The sequence below is a fragment of the Actinomycetospora corticicola genome, from assembly GCF_013409505.1.
GTDB lineage: Bacteria > Actinomycetota > Actinomycetes > Mycobacteriales > Pseudonocardiaceae > Actinomycetospora > Actinomycetospora corticicola.
This window is the reverse complement of the sequence record NZ_JACCBN010000001.1, coordinates 3,312,228-3,337,348: the sequence shown is the minus strand read 5'-3', so window position 1 is coordinate 3,337,348 and position 25,121 is coordinate 3,312,228. Positions and strand designations below refer to the sequence as shown.

Sequence of the window (25,121 nt, the reverse complement as noted above, 5' to 3'; positions counted from 1 at the left end):
CTACACCGTCAGGACCAGCTTGCCCCGCAGGTGACCGGCCTCGAGGGCCCGATGGGCGTCGGCGACCTGCTCGAACGGGAACACCCGGTCCACGTGCACGCGCAGCGCACCCCGTTCCACCAGGTCGACCAGCCCACGCAGGCCGACCGGATCGGGGTCGACCGCGATGCCGCTGAAGCGCAGGCCGGCCGCCCCGGCCGCGGCCACGAGTTCCGGATCGTCCTCGGACGTCGCCGTCACCAGGTGGCCGCCCGGGCGCAGCACCGCGAGCGAGCGCCGGACCGTGTCGCCGCCGAGCGTGTCGAGGACGACGTCGACGTCGGTCACCGCCCCGGCGAAGTCGACCTCCCGGTGGTCGATCACCTCGTCGGCGCCCAGTGCCTCCACGAACTCCCGCTTGTCCCGACCCGCCGTCGTGATGACGTGGGCGCTGAACGCCTTCGCGATCTGGATCGCGACGTGCCCGACCCCGCCGCCGCCGCCGTGGACGAGCACGCGGTCCCCGGCCGACACCCCGGCGAGGTCGACGAGGCCCTGCCAGGCCGTGAGTCCGACGACGGGCAGCGCGGCCGCCTCGACGTGCGAGAGCACGGCGGGCTTGTGGGCCAGATGCAGCGCCGGTGCCGCCACGAGCTCCGCGTACGCCCCCGCCGCGCGCGGGAACAGCGGCATCCCGAACACCTCGTCACCGGGCCGCAGGCGCCACGTGCCGGGTGCCGCCTCGACCACCCCGCTGATGTCCCAGCCGAGCACGAACGGCGGCTGCCCGAGCAACGGCATCTCCCCGGCGCGCAGCCGGGCCTCCAGCGGATTCAGGCCGATCGCGGCGACGCGGACGAGGACCTCGGTCGGGAGCGGTCGCGGCTCCGGGGCGTCCTCGACGGTGAGGACCTCGGGGCCGCCGAGGGAGTGCTGGGTGATCACGCGCATGGCACGACGCTAGGCAGCCGAGAGGAACCGCCGGGTACCTTTCGAGCTCATGGAGGGGTTCCTCGCCGACTGCCCCGGGCGGCTCACGGTGGAGCTGCTGGCCGACAAGTGGTCGGTGGTCGTCCTCGCCGGGCTGAGCCGTGGACCGGTCCGCCACGGCGACCTGATCGACCTGATCGGCGGCGGGATCTCCCGCAAGGTGCTCACGCAGACGCTGCGTCGGCTCCAGTCGCACGGCCTGGTGACCCGACGGGCCCACGCCGAGGCGCCGCCGCGCGTCGAGTACGCCCTCACCCCGCTCGGGGTCACCCTCGTGGAGCCGATCCACGTGCTCACGACGTGGGCGAGGACCCACGGCGAGGCGGTTCTCGACGCCGCCGCGGAGTAGCGGACCGTTCCTGGCCGCCACCGGGTCCACGATCGCCGTCATGCACGTGGTGCGGACGTTCCAGCAGGCCGATCGCGCGATCGAGAGCGTGGTCATCGCTGTTCCCGACGACGGGTGGGGGCGGGTCCCGCAGTCCGTCTTCGCCTCGGACCCCCTCGGTGGCCGCACGGTCCGGGAGGCCGTCGCCCACCTCGCCCGGGACGAGGCGTGGATCCCGTCCCAGCTCGCAGGGGAGACGATGGCCGAGGCCGGCGAGCCCGACGTCGGGCCGTTCCCCGACCTGGCGCGGCGGGCCCGCGCGGCCGCGGACGGCGTCACCGATCCCGGCGCGACCGTGCACTGCTCCTTCGGGGACTGCCCCGTCGAGGAGTACCTCTGGCAGCTCGTCGTCGCGCGGACGTTCGCGGCCGAGGCCCTGGCGCGGACCGTCGGGCGGTGTTCGCCGGTCGACGACGACCTCGCCGCCGCGGTCCTCGTCGCCCTGGAACCGCGCGCAGAGCTCTGGCGCACCGTCGGCATCCTGCTCCCCGCGCGGACCCCGGCGACGCCCTCGGCCCGGGACCGCCTCCTCGCGCTCGGCGGGATCGTGTGATCAAGCCGGTGCCCGTGTCCGGTCCGTTCCCGCAGCGCACCGGCGTCCCAGCTGGTAGGACCTCCGCGGGGAGCGGGATCGGGGGAACCGGCGTCCTCCAGCCCACCCACCCCGGCCACCCGAGGAGCACCACCCATGGCCACCAGGACGACGGTCACGCTGGTCGACGACATCGACGGCGGGACCGCCGAGGAGACCGTCGGCTTCGGTCTCGACGGCGCGGCCTACGAGATCGACCTCTCCGCCGCGAACGCGGGCGAGCTCCGGGCGGCGCTGGAGCGCTACGTCGCGGCGGCGCGCCGGACGGGAGGCCGCCGGTCGGCCGGGGCCGACACCGCCCCGGCCGCGTCCTCCGCGCCGGCGAGCCCGTCGTCGTCCTCGTCGTCGCGGGAACGCAGCCAGGAGATCCGGGCCTGGGCGAACGAGAACGGCGCCGGCCTGTCGTCCCGCGGCCGCATCCCCGGCTCCGTGGTGGCGGCCTTCGAGGCGGGTGACCCGTCGCTGCTGACCCGGGCCGACGAGTCGGCGCCCGAGCCGGCGCCCGAGCCGGTCTCGGCGCCCGAGCCGACGCCTGCACCCGACGTCGTGCCGGAGGCGGCTCCTGCCGCCGGGGACGGCGAGGAGACCCGCGGCCGGGACGGCCTGACGGTCGCCGAGCGCGAGCGCATCCGGGCGTGGGCGATCGACGAGGGCATCGAGGTCAAGGCCCGCGGCCAGCTCAAGAAGGACCTGATCTCGAACTACCAGGCGTGGGCCGCCCGCCAGGGGTGATCACCCGCTCGCTGGCGTCAGCGGTGGCACACGGCTGACACTGGAGGTCAGCACCCGCACACGTTCGCAGGAGGCACCGTGGCCGAGGCCTACATCGTCGACGCCGTCCGATCGCCGGTCGGGACCCGCAAGGGCAAGCTCGCCGACGTCCACCCCGCCGACCTCGGCGCCCACGCGCTCACTGCGCTGATGGAGCGCACCGGGGTCGACCCGGGCGCCGTCGAGGACGTGCTCATGGGCTGCGTGACCCAGCTCGGGCCGCAGGCCGGGGTCATCGGCCGGACGGCGTGGCTCTCGGCCGGCCTGCCCGAGCACGTGCCCGGCACGACGATCAACCGCGCGTGCGGGTCCTCGCAGCAGGCGCTGCACTTCGCGGCCCAGGCGATCATGTCCGGGACGCAGGACCTCGTGGTCGCCGCGGGCGTGGAGAACATGGCGATCGTCCCGATCGACGCGAACGCCGCCGTGCTCGAGCGCATGGGCACCCGTCGTGAGGGCGCGAAGTGGATCGAGCGCTACGGCGAGCAGGAGATCAGTCAGTTCCGCGGCGCGCAGCTCATCGCGGAGAAGTGGGGCATCACGCGGGAGCGCATGGAGGAGTTCGCGGTCGAGTCGCACCGCCGGGCCGCCGTCGCCACCGACGAGGGCCGCTTCACCGGGCAGATCGCCCCGCTCAACCACCTCTCCCACGACGAGGGCATCCGCCCGAACGTCGACCTCGAGAAGATGGCGTCCCTGCCGCCGCTGCGCGAGGGCTATGCGCTCACCGCCGCGGTGTCCTCCCAGGTGTCGGTCGGGTCGGCGGCCATGCTGATCGCGTCCGAGGAGGCCATGAAGGCGCACGACCTCGAACCGATCGCGAAGGTGTCGACGATGGCCGTGGTGGGGGAGGACCCGGTCCTCATGCTCACCGGGCCGATCCCGGCGACCCGCTCGGTGCTGAAGAAGGCCGGGCTGACGATCGACGACATCGACCTCTTCGAGTGCAACGAGGCGTTCGCGCCCGTCGTGCTCGCGTGGGCCGAGGAGACGGGCGCGTCGCTGGAGCGCACCAACGTCAACGGTGGCGCCATCGCCATGGGCCACCCGCTGGGCGCGACCGGTGCGGTGCTCGCCACGAAGCTCGTGCACGAACTGCGCCGCACCGGGGGCACCCGCGGGCTGCAGACGATGTGCGAGGGCGGCGGCCAGTCCAACGCGACGATCATCGAGAGGTGCTGAAGCCCGTGAGCACTTCTCCGTGTCGGGGCACGGAGAAGTACTCACAGCCGGATCAGCGATTGGCGATCACGAGCGCGAGGACGACCGCAGCGATCACCCAGAGGGCGCCGACGACCCCCTTTTCCGCGCCGCCACCTGCTCCTCCGATCCGCCGTCGGAATGGCACGAGGACGAACAGCAGGACCAGGACGACGAAGGCCAACGGCAGGAGATCCATCGTCGATGGATCGTGCGGACTCGCCGTTGAGGTGGCAAGAAGGTGCGTCTTTCCGGTCCTCCCGCCACAGCCTGACGGCGCAGTCCGGTACGAACATTCAGCGCAGAATTGCGATCGTGGTCGACCTCGTCCGCTGCCGCGGGCGAGGATCTCCGTATGAATCTGGCGCGGATCGTCGGCCTGGTGGTTCTCGTCGTTCTTCTCGTCGCCGTCATCTCGGAGCCGGTCACGTCGGCAGCCACGGCGCGGGCCGGGGGACGGGCCCTCGGGTCGGCCGGGAGCAGCCTGGGCGAGTTCGTGTCGTCGGTGACGAGTTCGTGGGGGAGGTCGAACCGCGCCGCGATCACCGCGGACGGGACCGGCGACCGGTCGTACACCGTCCGCCCGGGGGACACGCTGTCCTCGATCGCCGCGCGTCGCTCGACGAGCGTTGCGAGCCTCGTGGCGGACAACGACATCGTCGACGCCGACCTCGTCCGGCCCGGCGAGCGGTTGTCCCTGGGCTGACACCGACCGGATTCCGTCCGGCCCGCGCGACGTGTGCTCCGTCCCTGGGTACTCCCACCGGGAGCCGGGACGAGTACGCGCGGGACGCACCTACGGAGATCCGATGACGAGCACGCTGGACGACACCGCGACCACCCCCACCGACGGCGGTGTACCCGAGCTCACGCATTGGATCGGCGGGCGCGCCGTGCCCGGCGGCAGCGGCACCTTCGCCGACGTCACGGACCCCGCGACGGGCGCGGTCGGTGCCCGGGTGCCCTTCGCCTCGGCGACGGAGGTTCAGGAAGCGGTCGCGGCGGCGAGGACGGCCTTCCCGGGGTGGCGGGACACGTCGCTGTCGACGCGGACCTCGATCCTGTTCCGCTTCCGCGAACTCCTCAACGCCCGTGCTCCGGAGCTCGCGGCCCTGATCACCGCCGAGCACGGCAAGGTGCTCTCCGACGCGGCCGGGGAGGTCGCGCGCGGCCAGGAGGTCGTGGAGTTCGCCTGCGGCATGCCGCACCTGCTCAAGGGCGGCTCGACCGAGAACGCCTCCACCGGTGTCGACGTGCACTCGGTACGTCAGCCGCTCGGCGTCGTCGGGATCATCTCGCCGTTCAACTTCCCGGCGATGGTGCCGATGTGGTTCTTCCCGATCGCGATCGCAGCGGGCAACACCGTGGTGCTCAAGCCGTCGGAGAAGGTTCCGAGCGCAGCGCTGTGGATGGCCGAACTCTGGCGCGAGGCGGGGCTGCCCGACGGGGTGTTCAACGTCGTCCACGGGGACAAGGTGGCCGTCGACGGGCTGCTCACCCACCCCGACGTCAGGTCCATCTCCTTCGTCGGGTCGACGCCGATCGCGCGCTACATCTACGAGACCGGCACCGCCCACGGCAAGCGCGTGCAGGCCCTCGGCGGGGCGAAGAACCACATGGTGGTGCTGCCCGACGCCGACCTCGACCTCGCCGCCGACCAGGCCGTGAACGCCGGATTCGGCTCGGCGGGGGAGCGGTGCATGTCGATCTCCGCCCTGGTGGCCGTCGGCGACATCGCCGACGTCCTGGTGGAGAAGGTCGCCGAACGCGCGCGGGGACTGCGCACGGGCGACGGGCGACGGTCGTGCGACATGGGGCCGCTGGTCACCCGGGTCGCGCAGGACCGGGTGTCCGGGTACATCGACGCCGGCGAGCGCGAGGGCGCCACGGTCGTGGTCGACGGCCGGACCGGGGACTTCGACGCCGACGGCCACGGCTTCTTCGTGGGTCCGACGTTGCTCGACCGCGTCGGCACCGACATGTCGGTCTACACCGACGAGATCTTCGGCCCGGTCCTCTCCGTCGTCCGCGTCGACTCCTACGAGCGGGCCGTCGAGCTGATCAACGCCAACCCGTACGGCAACGGCACCGCCATCTTCACCAACGACGGCGGGGCCGCGCGACGGTTCCAGAACGAGGTCGAGGTCGGGATGATCGGGGTGAACGTGCCGGTTCCCGTGCCGATGGCGTACTACTCCTTCGGCGGCTGGAAGAACTCGTTGTTCGGCGACACCCATGCGCACGGCACCGAGGGCGTGCACTTCTTCACCCGCGGCAAGGTCGTCACCACCCGGTGGCTCGACCCGTCGCACGCCGGGGTGGACCTCGGTTTCCCGCAGAACGGGTAGACCACCGGCTGCCGATCCTCGAGCAGCCGGGAGACAGACCCATGAGTGACGACACCGTCGCACCCGACGTGACGACCGGGCGCGGGCCACGGGTCTCGCGGCTCGGCGTCGTCGCGGTCGTCGCCTCCTTCGGCGGCCTCCTCTTCGGCTACGACACCGGCGTGATCAACGGCGCCCTCGACCCGCTCGGCCGGGACCTGGGGCTCACCCCCGGCACCGAGGGCGTCGTCGTCAGCCTCCTCGTGGTGGGGGCGGCCTTCGGCGCCCTGCTCGGGGGCCGGGTGTCGGACCGACACGGCCGACGGCGGGCGCTGCTGGTGCTCGCGGTGGTGTTCATCGTCGGCACGCTGGGGTGCGTCGTCTCCCCGACCTGGGAGGTCCTCGCCGCCTCCCGCTTCGTCCTCGGACTCGCGGTGGGCGGTGCCTCGGCGACCGTGCCGGTCTACCTCGCCGAGGTCGCGCCCGCGGAGCGCCGGGGCGGTCTGGTGACGCGCAACGAGGTCATGATCGTGTCCGGGCAGTTCGCGGCCTTCGTCGTGAACGCCGCGATCTTCACCGTCTGGGGCGACGTCGAGGGGATCTGGCGGGCGATGCTGCTGGTCGCGGTCCTGCCCGCGATCGCGCTGCTGTTGGGGATGCTCCGCATGCCGGAGAGTCCACGCTGGCTCCTGGCGCAGGGTCGCGACGACGAGGCACTGGGGGTCCTCCGGACGATCCGCCCGCCCGATCGGGCGGCGACCGAGCTCGAGGAGGTTCGCCGCTTCGCTGCCGAGGACGCGACGCGATCCGCCGCACCGGTCGACCTCTCGGCACGATGGGTCCGGCGGCTCATCGCCGTCGGGGCCGGGCTCGGCGTCTTCCAGCAGTTCACCGGCATCAACTCGGTCATGTACTACGGCACGCAGCTGCTGGGCGACGTCGGCTTCTCGGCGAACGCCTCCATCGTCGCGAACACCCTCAACGGTCTGTTCTCGGTCCTCGGCATCACCGTCGGGATCCTGCTGATCAACCGGATCGACCGTCGCGTGATGCTGCTCGCCGGTTTCACCCTCACCACGACCTTCCACCTGCTGATCGGGCTCTCCGCCGCCCTGCTGCCGCCCGGTCCCGGCCAGGCCTGGGCCGTGCTGGTCTTCGTCGTCGCCTTCGTCTTCTGCATGCAGGGCACCCTCGGCCCGCTGACCTGGCTGATCCTGTCCGAGATCTTCCCGCTGTCGATCCGCAGCGTGGCGATCGGCATCAGCGTGTTCGTACTGTGGATCGCCAACGCGATCGTCGCGCTCGTCTTCCCCCCGCTGATCGAGGCCATCGGCATCGCCCCGACCTTCTTCGTCTTCGTGGTGCTGGGGCTGGCGGCCCTGGTCTTTGCCCACCGCTACGTCCCGGAGACCCGGGGTCGGTCGCTCGAGGAACTCGAGCGCCGGTTCCGCGCGGCCGCGACCTGAGGGTCCTCAGCGGCGGGCGAGGCCGTCGAGCGCGACGCGCGGGGTGTACTCGACGTGCTCCGCGATCATCCGTGCGACGTCGGGCCCGGCCTCGCGGGCGAGCAGGTGCAGGGCGAGGTCCAGCCCGCTGGTCACCCCGCCGGAGGTCACCAGGTCGCCGTCGTCGACCACCCGCGCCTCAGGGCGCACGAGGGCGCCGGAGGCCGCCAGATCCTCGAGGGCCGAGTGATGGGTGACGGCGGGACGGCCGGTGGTGAGCCCGGCGGCGGCCAGGATCATGCCGCCGGTGCACACCGACGCGACGAGCCCGCCGCGAGCGGCACGCGCCGCGAGCCGGCGGGGGAGCACTCCTTGGTCGGCCTGGGCCCGGGCACCCGCGCCGCGTCCGTGCCAGCCCCCGCCCGGGACGACGACGAGGTCGGGCTCGCCGAGGGCCTGCGCCACGGTCACCACCACGCCGTGGGCACTGGTCACGGTGCCGGGCCCGTCGACCCCGACCAGCGTCGACGACCAGCGGTCGAGCCGACGGGCGGCGTGGGAGAAGACCTCGTGCGGACCGAACGCGTCCAGGTCGTCGAAGCCGTCGAACACCACGATCTCGATGTGCATGAGGGCACCCTCGCCCGCTGGAGCACCGCGCACGAGTGGCAGGAACGACGCGGTTCGACAGATTCCTGCCACGAGGTCGGACGTGCCGACGGGGACGGTCCGCGCCCGTGTGGGTAGTGTTCCGTCCGGGGGATCTCCAGGATGAGCGATACGGCGGTCGTGCTCGGTGGAGCACGCACACGCGTGGTCGACGAGGGCGTCGGCCCGGTGGTGGTGCTGGTGCACGCCACCCCCTTCGACCTGGACTACTGGTCGGGGCTCGCGTTCCTCCTGCGTGGTGAGCGGCGCGTGGTCCGCTACGACCTGCGGGGCCACGGCGCCGCGACCGACGCCCCGGTGCCGGACACGGGCCGCCTCGTCGCCGACCTCGCCGAGCTGCTCGACCGGCTCGATCTCGGGTCGGTGCACCTCGTCGGGCACTCCCTCGGGGCCACCGTCGTCCAGTGCTACGCGCTGCGGTACCCCGAGCGGGTCCGCCGGCTGTCCCTGCTGGCGCCCCGGGCGTCGCCCTCCACCCTGTTCGCGAACCTCGCCGAGGCCCTCCGGCGCGACGAGGCGGTCGCCGACATCACGATCAACCGCTGGTTCACCCCGCCCCAGCTGGCCCGCAACGGGTCGGCGGTGCAGTACGCCCGCACCCGGGTGCAGGCCACCCCGGTCGGCGCCTGGGCGGACGGGCTCGCCCGGCTCGCCGAGACCGACGTCCTCGCCGGTCTGTCGCGGCTGACGATGCCCGCCGAGGTCGTCGTGGGGGAGGACGACCACGGCGCCAAGCCGGAGCACGGGCGGGTGATCGCCGACGCGCTCCCGACGGCGAGCTTCCACCTCGTCCCGCGGGCGCGCTCGCTGCTGGCCCTCGAACACCCGGAGATCGTCGCCCCGCTGCTGCGGTGACGGCGGCCGCGGCCCCGACCCCGGGGCCGCGACCGGTCGGTCAGTCCTCCCGCTTCGCCTGCACCTGGTCGGTGTCGATGCCGGGGCCTCCGCCCGGCTCGGTCGAGATCAGGTCGGGGTTCACGGCCGGTTCATCGGCCGTGGTGCCGGGGCTCACGCGCTCGGCGGTGTTCTGCTGCGTCTCGAATCGTTCGCTCGTCGGGTCGGGTGCCTGGTCCGTCGGTTCCGTCATGTCGACCACCTCGTCCGTGCGGTCCCCCCGGTCCGGGAGGTCCTGCGAGGTACCCACGAGGTGGTGCCGGTCACACCGACGGTCGATCAGCGGTTCCCGGGGGCCCGGGCGGCGCGCGCCAGGAGCGCGGCGCGGGCGACGACCAGGTCGCCGGGACGGCCGAGGTCGAGCCCGATCATCTCGGCGATCCGCCGGACGCGGTGGTCCACGGTGTTCGGGTGCACGTGCAGGTCGGCCGCCGTCGCACGGCGGGCGCAGTCGTGGCGCAGCCAGCTGTGCAGCGTCCGCTCGAGCTCGGGGTGCCCGTCGAGGCGGTCCAGCCGCGCGGCGAGGGCGTCCAGCGCCGGGCCCGGGCGGGTCAGCTGGTACTCGACGGCCACGTCGCGCAGCTGCACCACCGCCTCGTGGCCGCCGCCGAGACCGGCGACGCGCAGGACCTCCCGGGCCAGCTCGGCCGCGGCCCGGACGTCGTCGGTCCGCGCGGACACCACCGCGGTCCGCAGGTCCGCCCCGGCGACGACGACGAGGTCGCGCGCGAGGTTCCGGAGCCGCCGCAGCAGCGGGTCGGGCGCGTCCGGGCCGTCCGGCAGCTCCTCGCCGGCGAGCGGGAGCACCACGACGCCGGCGTCGGCCGACAGGGAGACGAGGACGTCGCCGGGGAACTGGCGGTCCAGCTCCCCGCGCAGCCGCCGGAGCTTGCGCCGCTCGACGACGGTGGCGGTCGCGCCGTCGGAACCCGCGGCGTCCGGGTGCGGGGCCAGGTCGAGCGCGAGGACGGCCACCCGCTCCGGGAGCCGGACGCCCCCGAGCCGCGACGCCGTCGCCGCGGAGGCGCCGGCGAGCAGAGCCGACAGCGCCGCCTGCCGGCCCCGCCCGCCCTGCGCGCGCTCGCCGTCGGCGGCCTCGAGATAGCCGGCCGTGACGATCGGGGTGACCCAGGTGAGGTGGTCGAGCATCGCATCGAGGACGGCCCGCCAGGGCCCCGTCCCGGCCTCGACCACCCCGGCTCCCACCGCGGCGTCGAGCACCCAGCGGGCGCTCAGCTGGTAGGCCTCGAGCGCCGCGCCCAGGGCCACGCCCTCCTCGGCCCGGCGGGCGGCGGACTCGCGCAGCCGGGGCTCCGCCGCCCGCCGCACCTCCTCGTCGCCCTCGAGCCAGGCGATGACGACGTCGAGGTTGAGGCGGGTGATGGAGCGGACGTCACCCTCGAGCTGCTCGACGGGGAGCACGCGGTACGTCGGGTTCGCGGTGCGGTGGCCGTGCACGAGGGCGTCGCACATGGCGTCCTGCTCGGCCCGCAGCCAGGCGGCGACCGGGCGTCGGTCCGCGACGAGCGACGACTCGTTGTGACCGGTCACAGTCGCGCCCCCTCCAGCATTGACCCAGATTCCCAGCCGGGGACGCCCGGCGCCCGTCCATCCTCTGAGCTGCGGACCTCTTGAGCACACAGGGGGTCGGCAGGCCGCCGTTCCGGTGCCCCCCGCCGGAACGTCGGCCCACCTCCTCCCGGCGGCGTGGCCGCGGTGCTGAGAGCGGTGCGGAGAGGACGAGACCGATCGACAGGACGGCTCACGACGGCGGGCTCCCCGGGCTCTCCGGGCCGGATGGTGAGATCACGCGGGAGATCGACGCGATCGTGCGCGCCGTCCTCCGCGCCCTGTCCTGCCCCGACGAGCCGTCCGCGGTGTCGACGGGCGGCGGCGCGCCGCCGGAGGTCGTCCCCGCCCACGGGAGCGACGGCCGGGCGGCCACGGCCGCCGCCCTGTACGCGACCGCCGACGCCCTCGTGCAGGCCGACGTCGCCGAGGTGGCGGAGGCGGTCTACGACCTCGCGGTCGACCTCGACGTGGTGGTCACCGCCCTCGGCCCGGCATGGTTCCGGGCGGAGCCGGCCGACCGGCCGCTGCTGGTCCTGCGCCGGCTCGTCCGCCGCTCGATCGACCCGGAGGCGCCGGACCTCGTCGTCCCCCGCGGACCCGTCGTCGGGACGAGGCACGACCCGGAGGTCCCCGGAGGCCGAACCCAGCCCTCGACGTGACGCGAACCACTCGGTTGGATGTGATCGTCAGCTCTGGTACTCACCGTGGAGGTCCACCGTGTCCCTCTCGATCGACGGCTCCGGCATCGACCGGGTCCTGTCCGCCGCCGTGGAGAACGGCGCCGTCCCGCACGTGGCCGCGATCGCGGGCGACCGCGACGGCGTGTTCTACGAGGGCGCGGCGGGGGAGCGGGTCGTCGGGAGCGGCGAGGCCGTCTCGACGAGCACGCACTTCCGCATCATGTCGATGACGAAGATGATCGCGACGACCGCGGCGCTCCAGCAGATGGAGTCGGGTCTGCTCGACCTGAACGCCCCGGTGGAGTCCTACGTCTCCGACTTCTCCGGCGTCCAGGTCCTCGACGGCTGGGACGGCGACACCCCGAAGCTGCGGGAGCCGGCCTCGAAGGCGACGGTCAAGCAGCTCATCACCCACACCTCGGGGCTCACCTACTGGTTCTGGAACTCCGACCTCAAGCGCTACGAGGCGACGACCGGCATCCCGAACGTGGTGCCCGGCGACATGGCGGCGTTCCGGGCGCCGATGGTGGCCGACCCGGGCACGCGCTTCGAGTACGGCATCAACACCGACTGGCTCGGCCGCGTGGTCGAGGCCGTCGCCGGGACCACGCTCGACGTCGTGGTGAAGGAGAACATCACCGGCCCGCTGGGCATGGACGACACGATGTTCGCCCTCGACGACGCCCGGCAGGCCAACAAGACGCCCGTGCACGCCAAGGGCGAGGACGGGACGTGGGCCTCGATCGGCAACGTCCTGCCCGACGACCCGCAATGGTGGGCCGGCGGGCACGGCCTGCACTCCACCCCGCGGGACTACATCCGCTTCGAGCGCGCCCTGCTGCGCGGCGGGGAGCTCGACGGGGCGCGGATCCTGCGCCAGGAGACGGTCGACGCGGCGTTCACCGACCAGCTCGACGGGGCCCCGATGCCCACCGAGATCGTGACGGCGGACCCGGCGACCACCGACACCTTCACCCTCGGACCGGGCTGGACGTGGGGCTACGGGCTGCTGATCAACACCCAGGACCAGCCCGGCGGGCGTCGGGCCGGCACGGGCGCCTGGGCCGGTCTGTTCAACACGCACTTCTTCATCGACCGGACCACCGGCATCTGCGCGTCGATCTACACGAACTCGCTCCCGTTCATCGTCAAGGACGAGGCGATGAAGCTCTACGTCGACTTCGAGCAGGCGCTGTACGCGGCGTTGTAGGTGGCTTCGCCTGGTGAGCGGAAAGGGCCGCCACAGCGACCCTTTCCGCTCACCGGCGCCTCAGCGCACCTCGTGCGTCGAGGCCGACCGGTAGTCGGTGTAGGTGTACGGGTTGTCGAGCACCTTGGTCTCCGGGACCTCCGGGTTCATGCCCGCGGTCCACGCCTCCTCGCCGAGCGTCGAGCGGAGGTGCTCGACGGTCGACTCCACGGTGCGGCGCGCGGCGGCGAGGTCGATCCCGACGAGGCGGTGGTCCCGCTTGACCACGCGGCCGTCCACGATCACGGCCTCGACGTCGCCGCGCTGCGCCTGGAACGCCACGTGCCCGTAGGGGTGGAGCACCGGGAACATCACCGGCGAGTGCTCGTTGCGGAGCAGCACGACGTCGGCCTTCTTCCCGGGCTCCAGGCTGCCGAGGTCGTCGCGGCCGAGGGCGGCCGCGCCACCCCGCGTCGCCCAGTCGACGACCTGCTCGGCGCGCAACGAGGCGTGGGTGACCGTCTCGCCCTTCGCGTGCGCCTCGAGGTGCTCGCGGGAACGGTCGGCGCCGAGCGTCGTCCGCATGGCCGAGAACAGGTCGCCGCTCCACCACACCGTGGTGTCCATCGACAGCGACACCGGGATGCCGTGGCTGCGCAGCGCCCAGGTGGGCGGGTAGCCCTGGCCGGCCGACTGCTCGCTCTCGGTGGACACCGAGACGGAGCCGCCGGTCGCGGCGATCCGGTGGTAGGAGTCGGCGGACAGCGTCGCGGCGTGCACGTAGACGGTCTCCGGCGTCATGAACCCGTGGTCGTGCATCAGGCGGATGCCGTCGTCGTTCGTCGCGCCCCAGACGCCCGCGTGGGTGGTCACCGGGACGCCGAGCTCGCGGGCGGCCTCGAACGCCGGCTTCTCCGGGAACGACGGGTCGCCGGTGACGTCGAAGGCGAGCTGGAAGCCGAGCAGGTCGCGGTCGCCGCTCATCCGGCGCGTCACGAAGTCGCGGAACTCCGCGGAGGTCGTCCAGTTCGCGGGCGCGTCCTGGATGTTGCCGTAGGCGAGGACGAAGCGGCCGGGCACGGCCTGCAGGGCGTCGACGGCGGCGTCGGCGTGCTGGGCGGTCTGCAGCCCGTGCGACCAGTCGACGGTCGTGGTGACGCCCGCGTCGACGGCCTCGATCGCCCCGAGCAGGTTGCCCGCGTACACGTCCTCCGGGCGGAACGCGCGGCCGTGCTCGAGGTAGTACCAGACGAAGTACTGGGTCAGCGTCCAGTCGGCGCCGTAGCCGCGCATCGCGGTCTGCCACATGTGCCGGTGGGTGTCGATCATCCCGGGCATCACGATGCCGCCGCGGGCGTCGATCTCCTCGGTGCCCTCCGGGACGTCGAGCTGCGCCCCGACCGCCGCGATCCGGTCGTCGACGACGAGGACGTCGGCGTCGGTCAGCACCGTGTGGGCGGCGTCGAGGGTCAGCACGGTGCCCCCACGCAGGACGACGGGGCGGCGGGCCTCACTCATCGCACTTGCTCCCTCACGCTCGGACATCTGTCCGCAGGTCGGACAGGTGCTGCCGGTCACTGTGCTGAGCGACGGTTGCGGTGTCAACCGGCAGCGACCCGTCGTCGGGAGAGGGAGACCGTGTCCGCCTGGCGGACGTAGGGTGCGCAGCGTGCCGCGCGAGGGAACCGGACCCGACTTCATCGAGGCGCTGGCGCGCGGGCTGGACGTGATCGCCGCCTTCTCGCCGATCCGGCCGGAGATGACGTTGGCCGAGGTCGCGGGCGCCACGGGCCTGGCGCGGCCGACCGCGCGGCGCATCCTCATCACGCTCACCGAGCTCGGCTACGTCCGCGCGGGGGAGCGCGGGTACGTGCTGACGCCGCGCGTGCTCGACCTCGGGGTGGCCTACGTCGGGTCGATGGGGCTGTGGGACGTCGCGCGCCCGCACCTCGAGGCGCTGTCCACGCGCACCCACGAGTCGTGCTCGATCGCGCAGCTCGACGGCTCGGACATCGTCTACGTCGCCCGCGCGTCGGTGCCGAAGATCGTGTCGCTGGCGGTGACGATCGGGACCCGCTTCCCGGCGCTGCCCACCTCGCTGGGGAAGGTCCAGCTCGCGGCGCTGCCGCCCGAGGAGCTGGAGGCCGTGCTCGCCGAGCCGACCCGGTCCGGGCTCACCCCGCGCTGGCAGCCCACCCGCGAGGAACGGGACACCGCGCTGCGCGAGGTCCGGGCGCGGGGGTGGGCGCTGACCGACGAGCAGCTGACCCTCGGGATCCGGTCGGTCGCGGCGCCGCTGCGGGACGGGTCGGGACGGGTGATCGCGGGCGTGAACGTGAACTGCCACGCCGCCGAGACGTCGGTGGAGCGCCTGGTGGACCACCACCTGCCCCTGCTGCTCGCCGCGGCCGGGGAGATCAGCGCCGACTTCGCGCGCCGGGAGGCGTTGCCGCACGTGTCGGTGCCGGCGTCGTAGGTCGTCCTCTCCCTGGTGGCAGCAGAGCGTCGTTGCTGTCATCCAGTGGCAGGAACGCCGCTTCGTCGGGAGCGGGCCATCGTCGTGGCGCGCTGCTGACGTCGGATGTCAGCCGTGTGCCACCGCTGACATCCCGGGTGCCGGTTCCCGCGGGCCGGAAGTCGGGGCGCGCCCGGGCAGCGGCGGGCGCAGGATCGGATCATGACGGACCCCGAGGTGGTGATCGTCGGCGCCGGACCGGCCGGGCTGGTCCTGGCGTGGATGCTGCAGCGCGCCGAGGTGCCCTACGTGCTGGTCGACCGGCAGTCCCGGGACCGGATCGGCACCCTGCCCAAGGCCGGGATCGTCGAGTACCGGACGGTCGAGCTGCTGCGGCGCGAGGGCTTCCCGCTGACGTTCGACGTCGAGAACCGGCGCGTGGAGTTCCGCACCCCGGAGCTGCGGCACGTCTTCGACTACGCGGATCTCACCGGCGACCGGCCGCACTACGTCTTCCCGCAGCACCGCCTCGTCGCGGAGCTCGCCACGGCCCTGCTCGCGGAGGGCGCGCCGCTGCTGTTCGACCACGCGGTCACCGACGTCGACCCCGACCGGCCGAGCATCACCGCGGGCGACCGGACCTTCACCCCGCGCGCGATCGTCGGCGCCGACGGAGCGGGCAGTGTCGTCGCCCGCTCCCTGGCGGGCCGGGTCGAGGTGCTCGACCGTCCGCTCGCCTCCCGCTGGCTGGTCGTCTCGGCGCGCACCGCCCCGCTCGTCGGCCACACGATCTATGCCATCCACCCGAGGGGCTACGCCGCCCACCTGCGGCGGGGCCCGGAGGAGACGCGGTTCTACCTGGAGGTGCCGGCGGAGGTGAGCGGGGCGGACCTCGACCCCGACGACCTGCGCCGCGACCTCGCCGAGCGCCTCGGTGAGCCGGGCGCGCTCGACGGGGTGGAGATCGGCGTCGACGACCTCGACCTGCGCACCCGCATCACCACCCCGATGCAGGTCGGCGGGGCCTTCCTCGTCGGCGACGCCGCGCACCTCATCACGCCCGCCGGCGGGAAGGGGATGAACCTGGCGGTGGCCGACGCGGTCGAGCTCGCGCACGGCCTGATCGCCGCCCACCGCGGGGACCCCGGGCGGCTGGAGGCGTACACCGACACCCGGCTGCCGGTCATCGCGGAGACCCAGGGCTTCTCCGACTGGTTCCTGCGCGTGCTGTCGGCGTTCTCCACCGACGCCGTCGGTGGCAGCGGGTCGGCGGCCTTCGTCGACGCGATGCGCCAGGGCTGGGTGCGGCGGCTGCGGGACGATCCGCTGCTCGCCCGCTGGTTCGCCCACGCCTACGCGGGCGTCGACGCCTGACGCCCGACGCCGAGCCCGACTCCGCCCAGCCTTGACGCCCGTCGTCGGGAAGGCTCAGGATCATCGACGGACGACCGTCCGTCAGACGGACAGAAGGGATCGCGCATGGCTGGCCCGCTCGACGGGGTGCTCGTGGCCGACTTCTCCCGGATCCTCGCCGGTCCCTACGCGACGATGCTGCTCGCGGACATGGGTGCCGAGGTGGTGAAGGTCGAGGGCCCGAACGGCGACGACACGCGCACGTGGATGCCGCCGACGCGCGGGGAGACCTCGACGTACTACCTGGGGATCAACCGTGGGAAGCGCTCGATCGCGTTGGACCTGCGCGACCCGGACGACGTCGCCCTCGCGCAGGAACTCGCCCGCCGCGCGGACGTGGTGATCGAGAACCTGCGCCCCGGTGGCATGACGAAGTACGGGCTGGACTTCGAGTCCGTCGCCCGCGAGAACCCCGGCGTCGTCTACGCGAGCATCTCCGGCTTCGGCTCGGGGAAGGGCGCGCACGTCCCGGGCTACGACCTCATGGTCCAGGCCATCTCCGGACTGATGGACCTCACCGGCGATCCCGACGGCGAGCCCTTCCGCGCCGGCATCTCCGTCTTCGACGTGATGGCCGGCAACCACGCCGTCATCGGCATCCTCGCCGCCCTGCGCCACCGCGATCGCAGCGGCGAGGGCCAGCACGTCGAGCTGAACCTGCTGTCCTCGGCGCTGACCGGGCTGGTGAACCACTCCAGCGCGTGGGTCGCGGGCGGGGTGGTCCCGCACCGTATGGGCAACGCCCACCCCAGCGTCTTCCCGTACGAGCCGCTCGCCACGGCCGACGACGACATCATCATCGCCGCGGCGAACGACGGGCAGTTCCGCAAGCTCTGCGAGGCGCTCGGCATCCCCGAGGTCGCCGACGACGAGCGCTACGCCCGCAACGCCGACCGGACGGAGAACCGGGACGACCTGCGGCCGGTGCTGGTGGAGAAGCTGAAGGAGCGCTCCGCCGTCGAGTGGTTCGACCTGCTCGTCGCCGCCGGCGTGCCGTGCGGGCCGATCCAGTCGATCGACGGCGGGTTCGCGATGGCGGAGCGCTTCGGGCTGGACCCGGTCGTCGAGGTCGGCGAGGGTGACCGCGCGGTCCCGACGACGAGGCACCCCATCCGGTTCTCCGCGACCCCGGCGGTCTACGAGCTGCCCCCGCCCGAGCTCGACGAGCACGGTGTCGAACTGAGGAAGTGGCTGAGCAGCGGTGAGTGAGCACGAGTACGAGACCGCCCTCGGGGCGTCGTCGCCCGACAGGATCACCCTGCTCGGCCACGACCTGGTGGACGATGTCATGGGGCAGGTCGGGTTCGGGGAGCTGGCGTTCTGGCTGGCCACGCAGCGTCGCCCCTCGCCGGGGGAGACCCGCGTGTTCGAGGCCGTCCTCGCGGCGCTGGCCGACCACGGCTACACCCCCACCGCGATCGTCACGCGCCTGACGCACCTCTCCGCTCCGGACTCGGTGCAGGGCGCGATCGCGGCGGGCCTCCTGGCCGGTGGTTCCCGGTTCCTCGGCGTCACCGAGGACTGCGGTCGGTTCCTGCACGAGCAGCTGACCACGCCGCTGCCCACCGACGACGCCGGGTGGGACGCGCTGGCGCTCGACGTGCTCCAGCGCCAGCGCGCGGCGAAGCGGTTCGTCCCCGGGCTCGGGCACCACGTGCACAAGCAGGGTGACCCGCGCACGCCGAAGCTGATGGCGCTCGCCGCCGAGGAGGGCGTGACCGGGCCGCACCTGGCGCTGTTCGCCGCGATCGGCCGGGTCCACCCGCAGGTGCTCGGGAAGACGCTGCCGCTCAACGGCGCCGGGGTGTGCGGGGCGGTCCTCGCCGATCTCGGGCTCCCGCTGGAGCTGCTGCGCGGCTTCGCCCTGCTGGCCCGGACGGCGGGTCTGATCGGTCAGCTCGCCGAGGAACTGCGCCACCCCGTCGCAGGAGACATCTTCCTGTCGGTCGACCTGCACAACCGACCGGTGGACCCTGATCCCTACCAGCCGCCGTCCCTTCCCGAGGAGCAACGATGACGTCCTCCACCACGCCGCGGACCGTCACCGAGGAGACGATCACCGACGTCGCCGTCGAGCGGTGGGCCACGGCCCACGACCCCCGGACCGCCGAGCTGCTGACGTCGCTCGTCCGGCACCTGCACGCCTTCGCCCGCGAGACCCAGCTGACCGAGGCCGAGTGGATGGCCGCGATCCGCTGGCTCACCCGCACCGGGCAGATCAGCGACGACAAGCGCGAGGAGTTCATCCTCGCCTCCGACGTGCTCGGACTGTCGATGCTCGTCGTCCAGCAGAACAACCGGCTGCAGGAGGGCGCGACCCCGGCGACGGTGCTCGGGCCGTTCTTCATCGACGAGTCGCCGTCGCTCGGCTTCGGCGGCGACATGTCCGACGGGGTCGAGGGCACCCCGCTCTACGTCCACGGCGTCGTCCGCTCGCTCGACGGCACACCGGTCGCCGACGCGGAGATGGACGTCTGGCAGGCCGACGCCGAGGGCGCCTACGAGTCGCAGCTCGACGTCGACGAGGCCCGGCTGCGGGCGAAGTACCGCTCGCGCGACGACGGGTCGTACTGCCTGCGCACGATCGCGCCCAAGGGCTATGCCATCCCCATGGACGGGCCGGTCGGCGAGCTGATCCACGCGACGGACATCAGCTGGATGCGCCCCGCGCACGTGCACTTCTGGATGGCGGTGCCGGGCTACGAGCCGCTGATCACGCACCTGTTCCAGGAGGGCGCCGAGTACCTCGGCACCGACGTCGTCTACGGCGTCAAGGAGGAGCTCATCGTGCGCTTCGTCGAGCGGGACCCGGGCCCCACGCCCGACGGCGGGTCCAGCGACGTCCCGTGGCTCGAGGCGGAGTACGACTTCGTGCTGCAGGCGGTGTCCTCGTGACCCTGCTGCCCACCTCGCTGGTCGGCTCGTACGCCCAGCCGGACTGGCTGATCGACCGCGCGAAGCTGGCGGGCCGGTTCCCGCCGCGGGTGCGGGCGAAGGAGCTGTGGCGGGTCGAGGAGCAGTACCTCGAGCAGGCCCAGGACGACGCGACGCTGCTCGCGATCCGGGCGCAGGAGCGCGCCGGGCTCGATGTCATCACCGACGGCGAGATGCGTCGCGAGAGCTACTCCAACCACATGGCGACCGCGCTGGACGGGGTCGACATCGACAACCCGGGCAGCGCACTGGACCGCTCCGGGCACCCGAACCCGGTGCCGCGGATCGCCGGGGAGATCCGCCGGACGCACCCGATCGAGCGCCGGGACGTGGAGTTCCTGCGGGCGAACACCGACCGCACCATCAAGATCACGGTGCCGGGTCCGTTCACGATGTCCCAGCAGGCGCAGAACGACTTCTATCCCGACGCCGAGGCCGCCGCGATGGCCTACGCGGCGGCGGTGAACGCCGAGGTGAAGGACCTGTTCGACGCGGGCGCCGACGTCGTCCAGATCGACGAGCCCTACATGCAGGCCCGCCCGGAGCCGGCGCGGCAGTACGGGCTGGCCGCGTTGAACGCCGCGCTCGAGGGCGTCACCGGCACGACGGCGGTGCACCTGTGCTTCGGGTACGCGGCGATCATCCACGAGCGGCCGGAGGGCTACTCGTTCCTGCCCGAGCTCGCGAACTGTCCGGTCGACCAGATCTCGATCGAGACCGCGCAGTCCGGGCTCGACCTCGGGGTGCTCCGCGACCTCACCGACAAGACGATCATCCTGGGGGTGATCGACCTGTCCGACCCGGAGGTCGAGACCGCCGAGACCGTGGCCGGCCGCGTGCGGCGGGCGTTCGACTACCTGCCGCCCGAGCAGATCGTCATCGCCACCGACTGCGGGATGAAGTACCTGCCCCGCGACGTCGCCGACGGGAAGATGGCCGCCATGGCCGGGGCCGCGCGAATCCTGCGGGCCTGATCGCCTCCCGTGGCAGGAAAGCGTCGTTGCTGTCAGCCAGTGGCAGCAACGACGCTTTCCTGCCACGAGGGGGGAGACTGGCGATCATGGTCGCGCTGAACGTCGTCACCGCCGGCGCGGAGGACGCGCCGAGGATCGTGTTCCTGCACGGGGTCGGCAACAGCCTGCGGACGTTCACGTTCGCCGCCGACGCACTCGCCGACCGGGCACGCGTCGTCCTCGTCGACCTCCGCGGGCACGGCGGATCGCCGCGCGTGCCCGGCGGCTACGACCTCGCGGGCTACGTCGCCGACGTCGAGGCCCTGCTCGACGGGACCGGACCCGCGCTCGTCGTCGGGAACTCACTCGGGGGAGCGGTGGGGTGGACGCTCGCGCAGCGCCGCCCCGACCTGGTCCGCGCCGCGCTGCTCGAGGACCCGCCGCTGCGGCCGGCGGACGTCGGCACGGTGGCGCCGATCTTCCAGGTCCTGCAGCGGCAGGTCACGCGCTGGCAGGACGCGGACGTCGACGCGGCGACGGTGGCGGCGGCGCTCGGGGCGATGCCGGTCCTCGGTGGTCGCCCGGCGTCGGAGGTGCAGGGTCCCGAGGTGCTCGACGCCCGCGCGCGGGGTCTGCTCGACGTCGACCCCGCTGCGCTCGGCGCCGTCGCCGACGGCTCGTCGCTCGCCGCCCTCGACCTCGACGCCCCGGTCTCCGTGCCGGTCCGCGTCCTGGCGGCGGGGGAGGGCACCGGGTCCGTGCTCCCGGCCGCGGCCGTCGCCGCCCTGGCGCGGAGCCACCCCGACGTGTCCGTCCGCCGCATCGACGGCGCGGGCCACGTCATCCACGACGAGTCCGCCCACCGCGAGGAGTGGCTCGCGGAGGTCGAGGCCCTGCTGGCCCTTCCCGACGTCGGGTCGGTGCGGCACGGTGGGTGACGTCGCCGCGACCGGCCACCCGTCCGCCACGATCGGGTGACCGTCAGGAACCGAACGGCGTGTCGAGGTTTGTGGCATTCGGCTGACGGCTGTGTGACGCAACACACTTGCCGCTTGACGGTCGATTGATACCGCCCGTGTGCGGGACGACGCTCTGGGTCATGAACATCCGCCCGCCGGAGGGCATCTCATGAGCACGGTCATCGTCGTCATCGTGGTGGTCGTCGTCCTGGCCGCGCTGGTCGGCGGAGGTCTCGCGATCGCCCGCAAGCGTCGCTCCCAGCAGCTCCAGGAGGAGTTCGGCCCCGAGTACGACCGCGTGGTCGAGGGGTCGGGCAGCCGGGGCGAGGCCGAGAAGGAGCTGGCCGAGCGCCGCAAGCGCCACCAGCAGCTCGACCTGCGCCCGATCGACCCCCAGACCCGCGAGCGGTTCCAGGGCGACTGGAAGCGCATCCAGGGCGAGTTCGTGGACGACCCGGGTGGGGCGGTCGAGAAGGCCGACTCCCTGGTCACCACGATCATGCGCGAGCGCGGCTACCCGGTCGACGACTTCGACCAGCGGGCCAACGACATCTCCGTCGAGCACCCCCGCGTCGTCGAGAACTACCGCGAGGCCCGCCGCGTCCGGGACGCCCAGCGCGACGGCAGCGCCGACACCGAGGACCTGCGCGGCGCCGTGACGTCCTACCGGAGCCTCGTCGAGGCCCTGCTCGACGACCGGGACGACCACGGGCGGGACGGGCACGGCCGGGACGACCGCCGGGCCGACGACCGGGCCCACGACGACGACCGCTCGGGTCGCCACCGCGAGAACGGTCACCGCGCCGACGACCGCGAAAGGCGCTCCGACGACCGGGACCGGGACCGGCACGACGACCGCGACCGCATCGACGACCGCGACCGCATCGACGACCGCGACCGGGGTCGCACCGACGACCGCGGCCGCGACGACCGCACGCACCCCGACCACGACCAGGCCCGCGACGACGACAGGAGCCGACGGTGAGCACCCACGCCGACACCAGCAGCGAGGACCTCGGGGGCCGCCGGGACGACCTGGCCGACCGCCGGGACGACCTGGCCGACCGCCGCGACGACCGGCCCGACGCCGGACACGCCGACGCCCGCCACGACGGGCCCGCGACCGACGCCCGCCGCGACGACGACGGACCCGGCCGCTACACGCGCCAGCACGGCGACCACGCCGGGCAGCACGACCACGACGCGCAGGACGACCAGGGCGTCTCCGTACTCGACCCGAGCGCCTCGGAGCGCCTGCGCAACCGGTGGCAGGAGGTGCAGGCCGGCTTCGTCGACGAGCCGCGGCAGTCGGTCACCGAGGCCGACCAGCTCGTGGGCGAGGTGCTCGACGAGGTGAGCCGCGTCTTCCGCGACCAGCGCTCCGAGCTCGAGGCGGAGTGGAGCGGCAACGCCGAGCCGGGCACCGAGGAGCTGCGGCAGGCCCTGCGCCGCTACCGCGAGTTCTTCGACCGGCTGCTCTCCCTGTAGCGCCGCAGGACCAGGACCACCCTCCCCGACCGCCCGGGACGTCGTCGCCTCGTCCCGGGCGGTCCCCTGCGTCGGGGCGGGCGGGTATGGCCCCGTTCGCGCCCCCGACGTCGGGAATGCGTCATTCCTGCAGGTGGGGCCGGGCGCGAGGACTGGGCCGACGGGCCCGGCGACGCCATGATGCTCCCGTGACCACCGTGCAGCCCCCCGCCCGCGTCGCGCGGTGGATGTGGATCGTCGTGCTCGTCGTCGGGATCGTCCTGTTCGAACTGGTGCGGCGCACCGTGGTCGACACGCTGAACCCCAACTTCCTCCCGTCGCTGATCCTGATCGGCGCGGCCGTGGTGCCCGCGTCCTTCCTGACCTTCGTCGCCTCCCGCCGGCTGCCCACCGACGTCGGCACCGGCCCGCTCGCGATCGCCGCGCTGCTCGGCGGGGTCATCGGCACCGTCGTCGCCGGGACGCTCGAGTACGACGCGCTGCAGCGGCTCGGCGGGCTCCCGATGCTCGTGGTCGCCGTCATCGAGGAGGCGGCCAAGCTCGTCATCCCCGCGGCGATGCTCGCCCTCCCGCGCTTCCGCCACGGCCCCGCGAACGGGCTCGTGCTGGGCGTCGCCTCCGGCGCGGGCTTCGCGGCCCTGGAGACGATGGGCTATGCGCTCACCACGCTCGTCGCGAGCCGCGGCAACATCGCCGCCGTCGACTCCGAGCTGCTGCTGCGCGGTCTGCTCAGCCCCGCGGCCCACATGGCGTGGACCGGCCTCACCGCCGCCGCGCTCTGGCGCTGGGTCCGGCTCGGGCACGGCTTCTGGTGGTTCGTCGGCACCTACCTCGTCGCCGTCGTCCTGCACACCATCTGGGACTCGGTCGGCGGCCTGATCGTCTACGTCGTGCTGGCGATCGTGGCGTTCGCCCTGCTGCTCGTCACCGCGCACCGGCTCTCGCACGGGCCGCGGCACGCCCCGGAGGCGGTCGCAGCCGCCTGACGCCCTGGAGGGGGCCGACGAGACGTCACCCGTCGGGCTCGGAGCCAGGCCGCCGGCCCGATGGGTGACGCCTCGCGCCGCGCTCGCCCACCCGCCAGGATCGGCCGCGTGGTCGGACTCGACGCGGTGCTCCCGGCGATGCTGCGCGCGCTCGGACACCCTCTTCCCGACGACCGGTCACGGCGGCTCGAGCTGCCCCCGGCCCGGAACACCGTGCTCCTGCTCGTCGACGGACTGGGCCGTGAGCTGCTCGACGCCCACGCCGGCGACGCCCCGTTCCTCGCCGGGATGCCCGACGTCGGGCCGCTGCAGGTCGGGTTCCCCAGCAGCACCCCGATCAGCGTGACGAGCCTCGGCACCGGCCTGCCCCCGGGCGCGCACGGCACCCTCGGCGTGCGCTTCCGCGTCGACGACGTCCTCCTCGACGCCCTCACGTGGACGCGGGGGAAGGAGGACCTGCGCGAGCGGCTCGTCCCGGAACGCGTCCAGCCCCGCCCCACGGTCTTCGAACGGACCGATGTCGCCTGCACCGTCGTGTCCGACCGGGCCTTCCGGGAGTCCGGCCTCACCCGCTCCGGCCTCCGCGGGGCGACCTACCGCGGGGTGGGCTCCTTCGGCGACCTCGCCGCCGAGATCCTGCAGGCGCCGCCCGGCCTCGTGTACGCCTATCACGCCGACCTGGACCAGCTGGGCCACCTGCACGGGCCCGGATCGCTCGCGTGGCGGCAGCAGCTCCGCATGATCGACCACTTCGTCGCGATGCTCGCCGGGGACCTGACCCCTGGCACGCTGCTCGCGGTCACCGGCGACCACGGGATGGTCCACGTCGACCGCCGCCACGACGCCGACACCGACGCCGCCCTGCTCGAGCACGGGCCGCTCGTCGGCGGCGACCCCCGGGCCCGGCTGCTCTACTGCCGCCCCGGCACCGTCGACGACGTCCGTGCGGCCTGGACCACCACCCTCGGCGAGGACGCGCTCGTCGTCGGGACCGAGGAGCTCGAGGACACCCGCTGGTTCGGTCCGGTCACCACGGAGCACCGGGACCGGCTGCCCGACCTGCTCGTCGCGCTGCGCGGCACCGCCGCCGTGGTGCGCAGCGTGGACGAGCCCGTCCTCGCGCGGCTGCCGGGCCAGCACGGGTCGACGACGAGCGCCGAACGGCTCGTGCCGCTCCTCGTCCACGCCGCAGACGCGGCGTGATGATTGCGCGCAACCCCGCACACGAGGGCGCTCC

The 25,121-nt window shown here is 73.5% G+C and carries 27 protein-coding genes; 21 read left to right on the top strand and 6 right to left on the bottom strand.

Features of this window, described 5'->3' with window-relative positions:
- A complete protein-coding gene (locus tag BJ983_RS16185; protein ID WP_179794722.1) occupies nt 1-930 on the bottom strand; it encodes an NADP-dependent oxidoreductase in 930 nt (309 codons plus the stop codon).
- Between the two features lie 49 nt (nt 931-979).
- Between BJ983_RS16185 and BJ983_RS16180 the strand changes: the two genes are divergently transcribed.
- From BJ983_RS16180 to BJ983_RS16165, 4 genes are all read left to right on the top strand, one after another.
- Nucleotides 980-1,318, top strand: coding sequence for a winged helix-turn-helix transcriptional regulator (locus BJ983_RS16180; protein WP_179794721.1), 339 nt, complete (start codon nt 980-982; stop codon nt 1,316-1,318).
- Nucleotides 1,319-1,358: 40 nt separating this feature from the next.
- The gene (locus tag BJ983_RS16175) at nt 1,359-1,910 is read left to right on the top strand and encodes a DinB family protein (RefSeq protein WP_179794720.1); all 552 of its coding nucleotides are present in this window, start codon (nt 1,359-1,361) and stop codon (nt 1,908-1,910) included.
- A 135-nt stretch (nt 1,911-2,045) separates the two neighbouring features.
- Nucleotides 2,046-2,681, top strand: a complete 636-nt coding sequence (locus BJ983_RS32330) for an Lsr2 dimerization domain-containing protein (protein WP_179794719.1) — start codon at nt 2,046-2,048, stop codon at nt 2,679-2,681.
- Between the two features lie 78 nt (nt 2,682-2,759).
- Nucleotides 2,760-3,902, top strand: a complete 1,143-nt coding sequence (locus BJ983_RS16165) for an acetyl-CoA C-acetyltransferase (protein ID WP_179794718.1) — start codon at nt 2,760-2,762, stop codon at nt 3,900-3,902.
- 52 nt (nt 3,903-3,954) lie between these two features.
- Here BJ983_RS16165 and BJ983_RS16160 read toward each other — a convergent pair whose 3' ends face one another.
- Nucleotides 3,955-4,119 (bottom strand): hypothetical protein, encoded by a 165-nt coding sequence (locus tag BJ983_RS16160; RefSeq protein ID WP_179794717.1) that lies wholly within the window; start codon nt 4,117-4,119, stop codon nt 3,955-3,957.
- 156 nt (nt 4,120-4,275) lie between these two features.
- Here BJ983_RS16160 and BJ983_RS16155 point away from each other — a divergent pair, with 156 nt between their 5' ends.
- The 3 genes from BJ983_RS16155 (at nt 4,276) to BJ983_RS16145 (ending at nt 7,713) form a co-directional block, all read left to right on the top strand.
- A complete protein-coding gene (locus tag BJ983_RS16155; RefSeq protein WP_179794716.1) occupies nt 4,276-4,626 on the top strand; it encodes a LysM peptidoglycan-binding domain-containing protein in 351 nt (116 codons plus the stop codon).
- Between the two features lie 103 nt (nt 4,627-4,729).
- Nucleotides 4,730-6,268: a CoA-acylating methylmalonate-semialdehyde dehydrogenase gene (locus tag BJ983_RS16150; protein WP_179794715.1), complete on the top strand. Its 1,539-nt coding sequence runs from the start codon at nt 4,730-4,732 to the stop codon at nt 6,266-6,268.
- Nucleotides 6,269-6,309: 41 nt separating this feature from the next.
- On the top strand, nt 6,310-7,713 hold the full coding sequence (locus tag BJ983_RS16145; RefSeq protein ID WP_179794714.1) for a sugar porter family MFS transporter: 1,404 nt from the start codon (nt 6,310-6,312) through the stop codon (nt 7,711-7,713).
- Between the two features lie 6 nt (nt 7,714-7,719).
- On the opposite strand, the gene BJ983_RS16140 is transcribed toward BJ983_RS16145, so the two are convergent.
- Nucleotides 7,720-8,322, bottom strand: a complete 603-nt coding sequence (locus tag BJ983_RS16140; RefSeq protein WP_179794713.1) for a DJ-1/PfpI family protein — start codon at nt 8,320-8,322, stop codon at nt 7,720-7,722.
- 141 nt (nt 8,323-8,463) lie between these two features.
- Between BJ983_RS16140 and BJ983_RS16135 the strand changes: the two genes are divergently transcribed.
- Nucleotides 8,464-9,216, top strand: a complete 753-nt coding sequence (locus tag BJ983_RS16135) for an alpha/beta fold hydrolase (RefSeq protein WP_179794712.1) — start codon at nt 8,464-8,466, stop codon at nt 9,214-9,216.
- A gap of 40 nt (nt 9,217-9,256) precedes the next feature.
- Here the strand turns inward: BJ983_RS16135 and BJ983_RS16130 are convergent, their stop codons facing one another.
- Complete coding sequence (locus BJ983_RS16130) at nt 9,257-9,448, bottom strand: hypothetical protein (RefSeq protein WP_179794711.1); 192 nt, start codon at nt 9,446-9,448, stop codon at nt 9,257-9,259.
- Nucleotides 9,449-9,534: 86 nt separating this feature from the next.
- Nucleotides 9,535-10,806: a helix-turn-helix domain-containing protein gene (locus BJ983_RS16125; RefSeq protein ID WP_179794710.1), complete on the bottom strand. Its 1,272-nt coding sequence runs from the start codon at nt 10,804-10,806 to the stop codon at nt 9,535-9,537.
- A 278-nt stretch (nt 10,807-11,084) separates the two neighbouring features.
- Between BJ983_RS16125 and BJ983_RS16120 the strand changes: the two genes are divergently transcribed.
- Both BJ983_RS16120 and BJ983_RS16115 read left to right on the top strand, forming a co-directional pair.
- Nucleotides 11,085-11,486: a hypothetical protein gene (locus tag BJ983_RS16120; protein ID WP_179794709.1), complete on the top strand. Its 402-nt coding sequence runs from the start codon at nt 11,085-11,087 to the stop codon at nt 11,484-11,486.
- A 58-nt stretch (nt 11,487-11,544) separates the two neighbouring features.
- Nucleotides 11,545-12,717 (top strand): serine hydrolase, encoded by a 1,173-nt coding sequence (locus BJ983_RS16115; protein WP_179794708.1) that lies wholly within the window; start codon nt 11,545-11,547, stop codon nt 12,715-12,717.
- 60 nt (nt 12,718-12,777) lie between these two features.
- Here the strand turns inward: BJ983_RS16115 and BJ983_RS16110 are convergent, their stop codons facing one another.
- Nucleotides 12,778-14,214 carry an amidohydrolase family protein gene (locus BJ983_RS16110; RefSeq protein ID WP_179794707.1) on the bottom strand — a complete coding sequence of 479 codons (1,437 nt, stop codon included), beginning with the start codon at nt 14,212-14,214 and terminating at the stop codon, nt 12,778-12,780.
- Between the two features lie 151 nt (nt 14,215-14,365).
- Here BJ983_RS16110 and BJ983_RS16105 point away from each other — a divergent pair, with 151 nt between their 5' ends.
- From BJ983_RS16105 to BJ983_RS16055, 11 genes are all read left to right on the top strand, one after another.
- Nucleotides 14,366-15,172, top strand: coding sequence for an IclR family transcriptional regulator domain-containing protein (locus BJ983_RS16105; protein WP_179794706.1), 807 nt, complete (start codon nt 14,366-14,368; stop codon nt 15,170-15,172).
- A 201-nt stretch (nt 15,173-15,373) separates the two neighbouring features.
- Nucleotides 15,374-16,525 carry an FAD-dependent monooxygenase gene (locus BJ983_RS16100; RefSeq protein WP_179794705.1) on the top strand — a complete coding sequence of 384 codons (1,152 nt, stop codon included), beginning with the start codon at nt 15,374-15,376 and terminating at the stop codon, nt 16,523-16,525.
- Between the two features lie 105 nt (nt 16,526-16,630).
- A complete protein-coding gene (locus BJ983_RS16095) occupies nt 16,631-17,773 on the top strand; it encodes a CaiB/BaiF CoA transferase family protein (RefSeq protein ID WP_179794704.1) in 1,143 nt (380 codons plus the stop codon).
- Nucleotides 17,766-18,581 (top strand): citryl-CoA lyase, encoded by an 816-nt coding sequence (locus BJ983_RS16090; RefSeq protein ID WP_179794703.1) that lies wholly within the window; start codon nt 17,766-17,768, stop codon nt 18,579-18,581. The genes BJ983_RS16095 and BJ983_RS16090 overlap by 8 nt, the downstream gene beginning before the upstream one ends.
- Nucleotides 18,578-19,459, top strand: coding sequence for a dioxygenase family protein (locus BJ983_RS16085; protein WP_179794702.1), 882 nt, complete (start codon nt 18,578-18,580; stop codon nt 19,457-19,459). The genes BJ983_RS16090 and BJ983_RS16085 overlap by 4 nt, the downstream gene beginning before the upstream one ends.
- A complete protein-coding gene (locus BJ983_RS16080; protein WP_179794701.1) occupies nt 19,456-20,472 on the top strand; it encodes a uroporphyrinogen decarboxylase family protein in 1,017 nt (338 codons plus the stop codon). The genes BJ983_RS16085 and BJ983_RS16080 overlap by 4 nt, the downstream gene beginning before the upstream one ends.
- A gap of 86 nt (nt 20,473-20,558) precedes the next feature.
- A complete protein-coding gene (locus BJ983_RS16075) occupies nt 20,559-21,389 on the top strand; it encodes an alpha/beta fold hydrolase (RefSeq protein WP_179794700.1) in 831 nt (276 codons plus the stop codon).
- Nucleotides 21,390-21,579: 190 nt separating this feature from the next.
- The gene (locus tag BJ983_RS16070; protein ID WP_179794699.1) at nt 21,580-22,395 is read left to right on the top strand and encodes a hypothetical protein; all 816 of its coding nucleotides are present in this window, start codon (nt 21,580-21,582) and stop codon (nt 22,393-22,395) included.
- Entirely contained in the window at nt 22,392-22,898 is a 507-nt protein-coding gene (locus BJ983_RS16065) for a hypothetical protein (RefSeq protein ID WP_179794698.1), read from the top strand. Before BJ983_RS16070 ends, BJ983_RS16065 begins: the two co-directional genes overlap by 4 nt.
- Before the next feature lie 188 nt (nt 22,899-23,086).
- On the top strand, nt 23,087-23,884 hold the full coding sequence (locus BJ983_RS16060; RefSeq protein WP_343054217.1) for a PrsW family intramembrane metalloprotease: 798 nt from the start codon (nt 23,087-23,089) through the stop codon (nt 23,882-23,884).
- Nucleotides 23,885-23,992: 108 nt separating this feature from the next.
- A complete protein-coding gene (locus tag BJ983_RS16055) occupies nt 23,993-25,087 on the top strand; it encodes an alkaline phosphatase family protein (protein ID WP_179794696.1) in 1,095 nt (364 codons plus the stop codon).
- Nucleotides 25,088-25,121: the final 34 nt, after the last annotated feature.

Coding starts and splice junctions, on each gene's coding strand:
- BJ983_RS16185 (WP_179794722.1), bottom strand. CDS start 930: ATGCGCGTGATCACCCAGCACTCCCTCGGCGGCCCCGAGGTCCTCACC.
- BJ983_RS16180 (WP_179794721.1), top strand. CDS start 980: ATGGAGGGGTTCCTCGCCGACTGCCCCGGGCGGCTCACGGTGGAGCTG.
- BJ983_RS16175 (WP_179794720.1), top strand. CDS start 1,359: ATGCACGTGGTGCGGACGTTCCAGCAGGCCGATCGCGCGATCGAGAGC.
- BJ983_RS32330 (WP_179794719.1), top strand. CDS start 2,046: ATGGCCACCAGGACGACGGTCACGCTGGTCGACGACATCGACGGCGGG.
- BJ983_RS16160 (WP_179794717.1), bottom strand. CDS start 4,119: ATGGATCTCCTGCCGTTGGCCTTCGTCGTCCTGGTCCTGCTGTTCGTC.
- BJ983_RS16155 (WP_179794716.1), top strand. CDS start 4,276: ATGAATCTGGCGCGGATCGTCGGCCTGGTGGTTCTCGTCGTTCTTCTC.
- BJ983_RS16150 (WP_179794715.1), top strand. CDS start 4,730: ATGACGAGCACGCTGGACGACACCGCGACCACCCCCACCGACGGCGGT.
- BJ983_RS16145 (WP_179794714.1), top strand. CDS start 6,310: ATGAGTGACGACACCGTCGCACCCGACGTGACGACCGGGCGCGGGCCA.
- BJ983_RS16140 (WP_179794713.1), bottom strand. CDS start 8,322: ATGCACATCGAGATCGTGGTGTTCGACGGCTTCGACGACCTGGACGCG.
- BJ983_RS16135 (WP_179794712.1), top strand. CDS start 8,464: ATGAGCGATACGGCGGTCGTGCTCGGTGGAGCACGCACACGCGTGGTC.
- BJ983_RS16130 (WP_179794711.1), bottom strand. CDS start 9,448: ATGACGGAACCGACGGACCAGGCACCCGACCCGACGAGCGAACGATTC.
- BJ983_RS16110 (WP_179794707.1), bottom strand. CDS start 14,214: ATGAGTGAGGCCCGCCGCCCCGTCGTCCTGCGTGGGGGCACCGTGCTG.
- BJ983_RS16100 (WP_179794705.1), top strand. CDS start 15,374: ATGACGGACCCCGAGGTGGTGATCGTCGGCGCCGGACCGGCCGGGCTG.
- BJ983_RS16095 (WP_179794704.1), top strand. CDS start 16,631: ATGGCTGGCCCGCTCGACGGGGTGCTCGTGGCCGACTTCTCCCGGATC.
- BJ983_RS16085 (WP_179794702.1), top strand. CDS start 18,578: ATGACGTCCTCCACCACGCCGCGGACCGTCACCGAGGAGACGATCACC.
- BJ983_RS16075 (WP_179794700.1), top strand. CDS start 20,559: ATGGTCGCGCTGAACGTCGTCACCGCCGGCGCGGAGGACGCGCCGAGG.
- BJ983_RS16070 (WP_179794699.1), top strand. CDS start 21,580: ATGAGCACGGTCATCGTCGTCATCGTGGTGGTCGTCGTCCTGGCCGCG.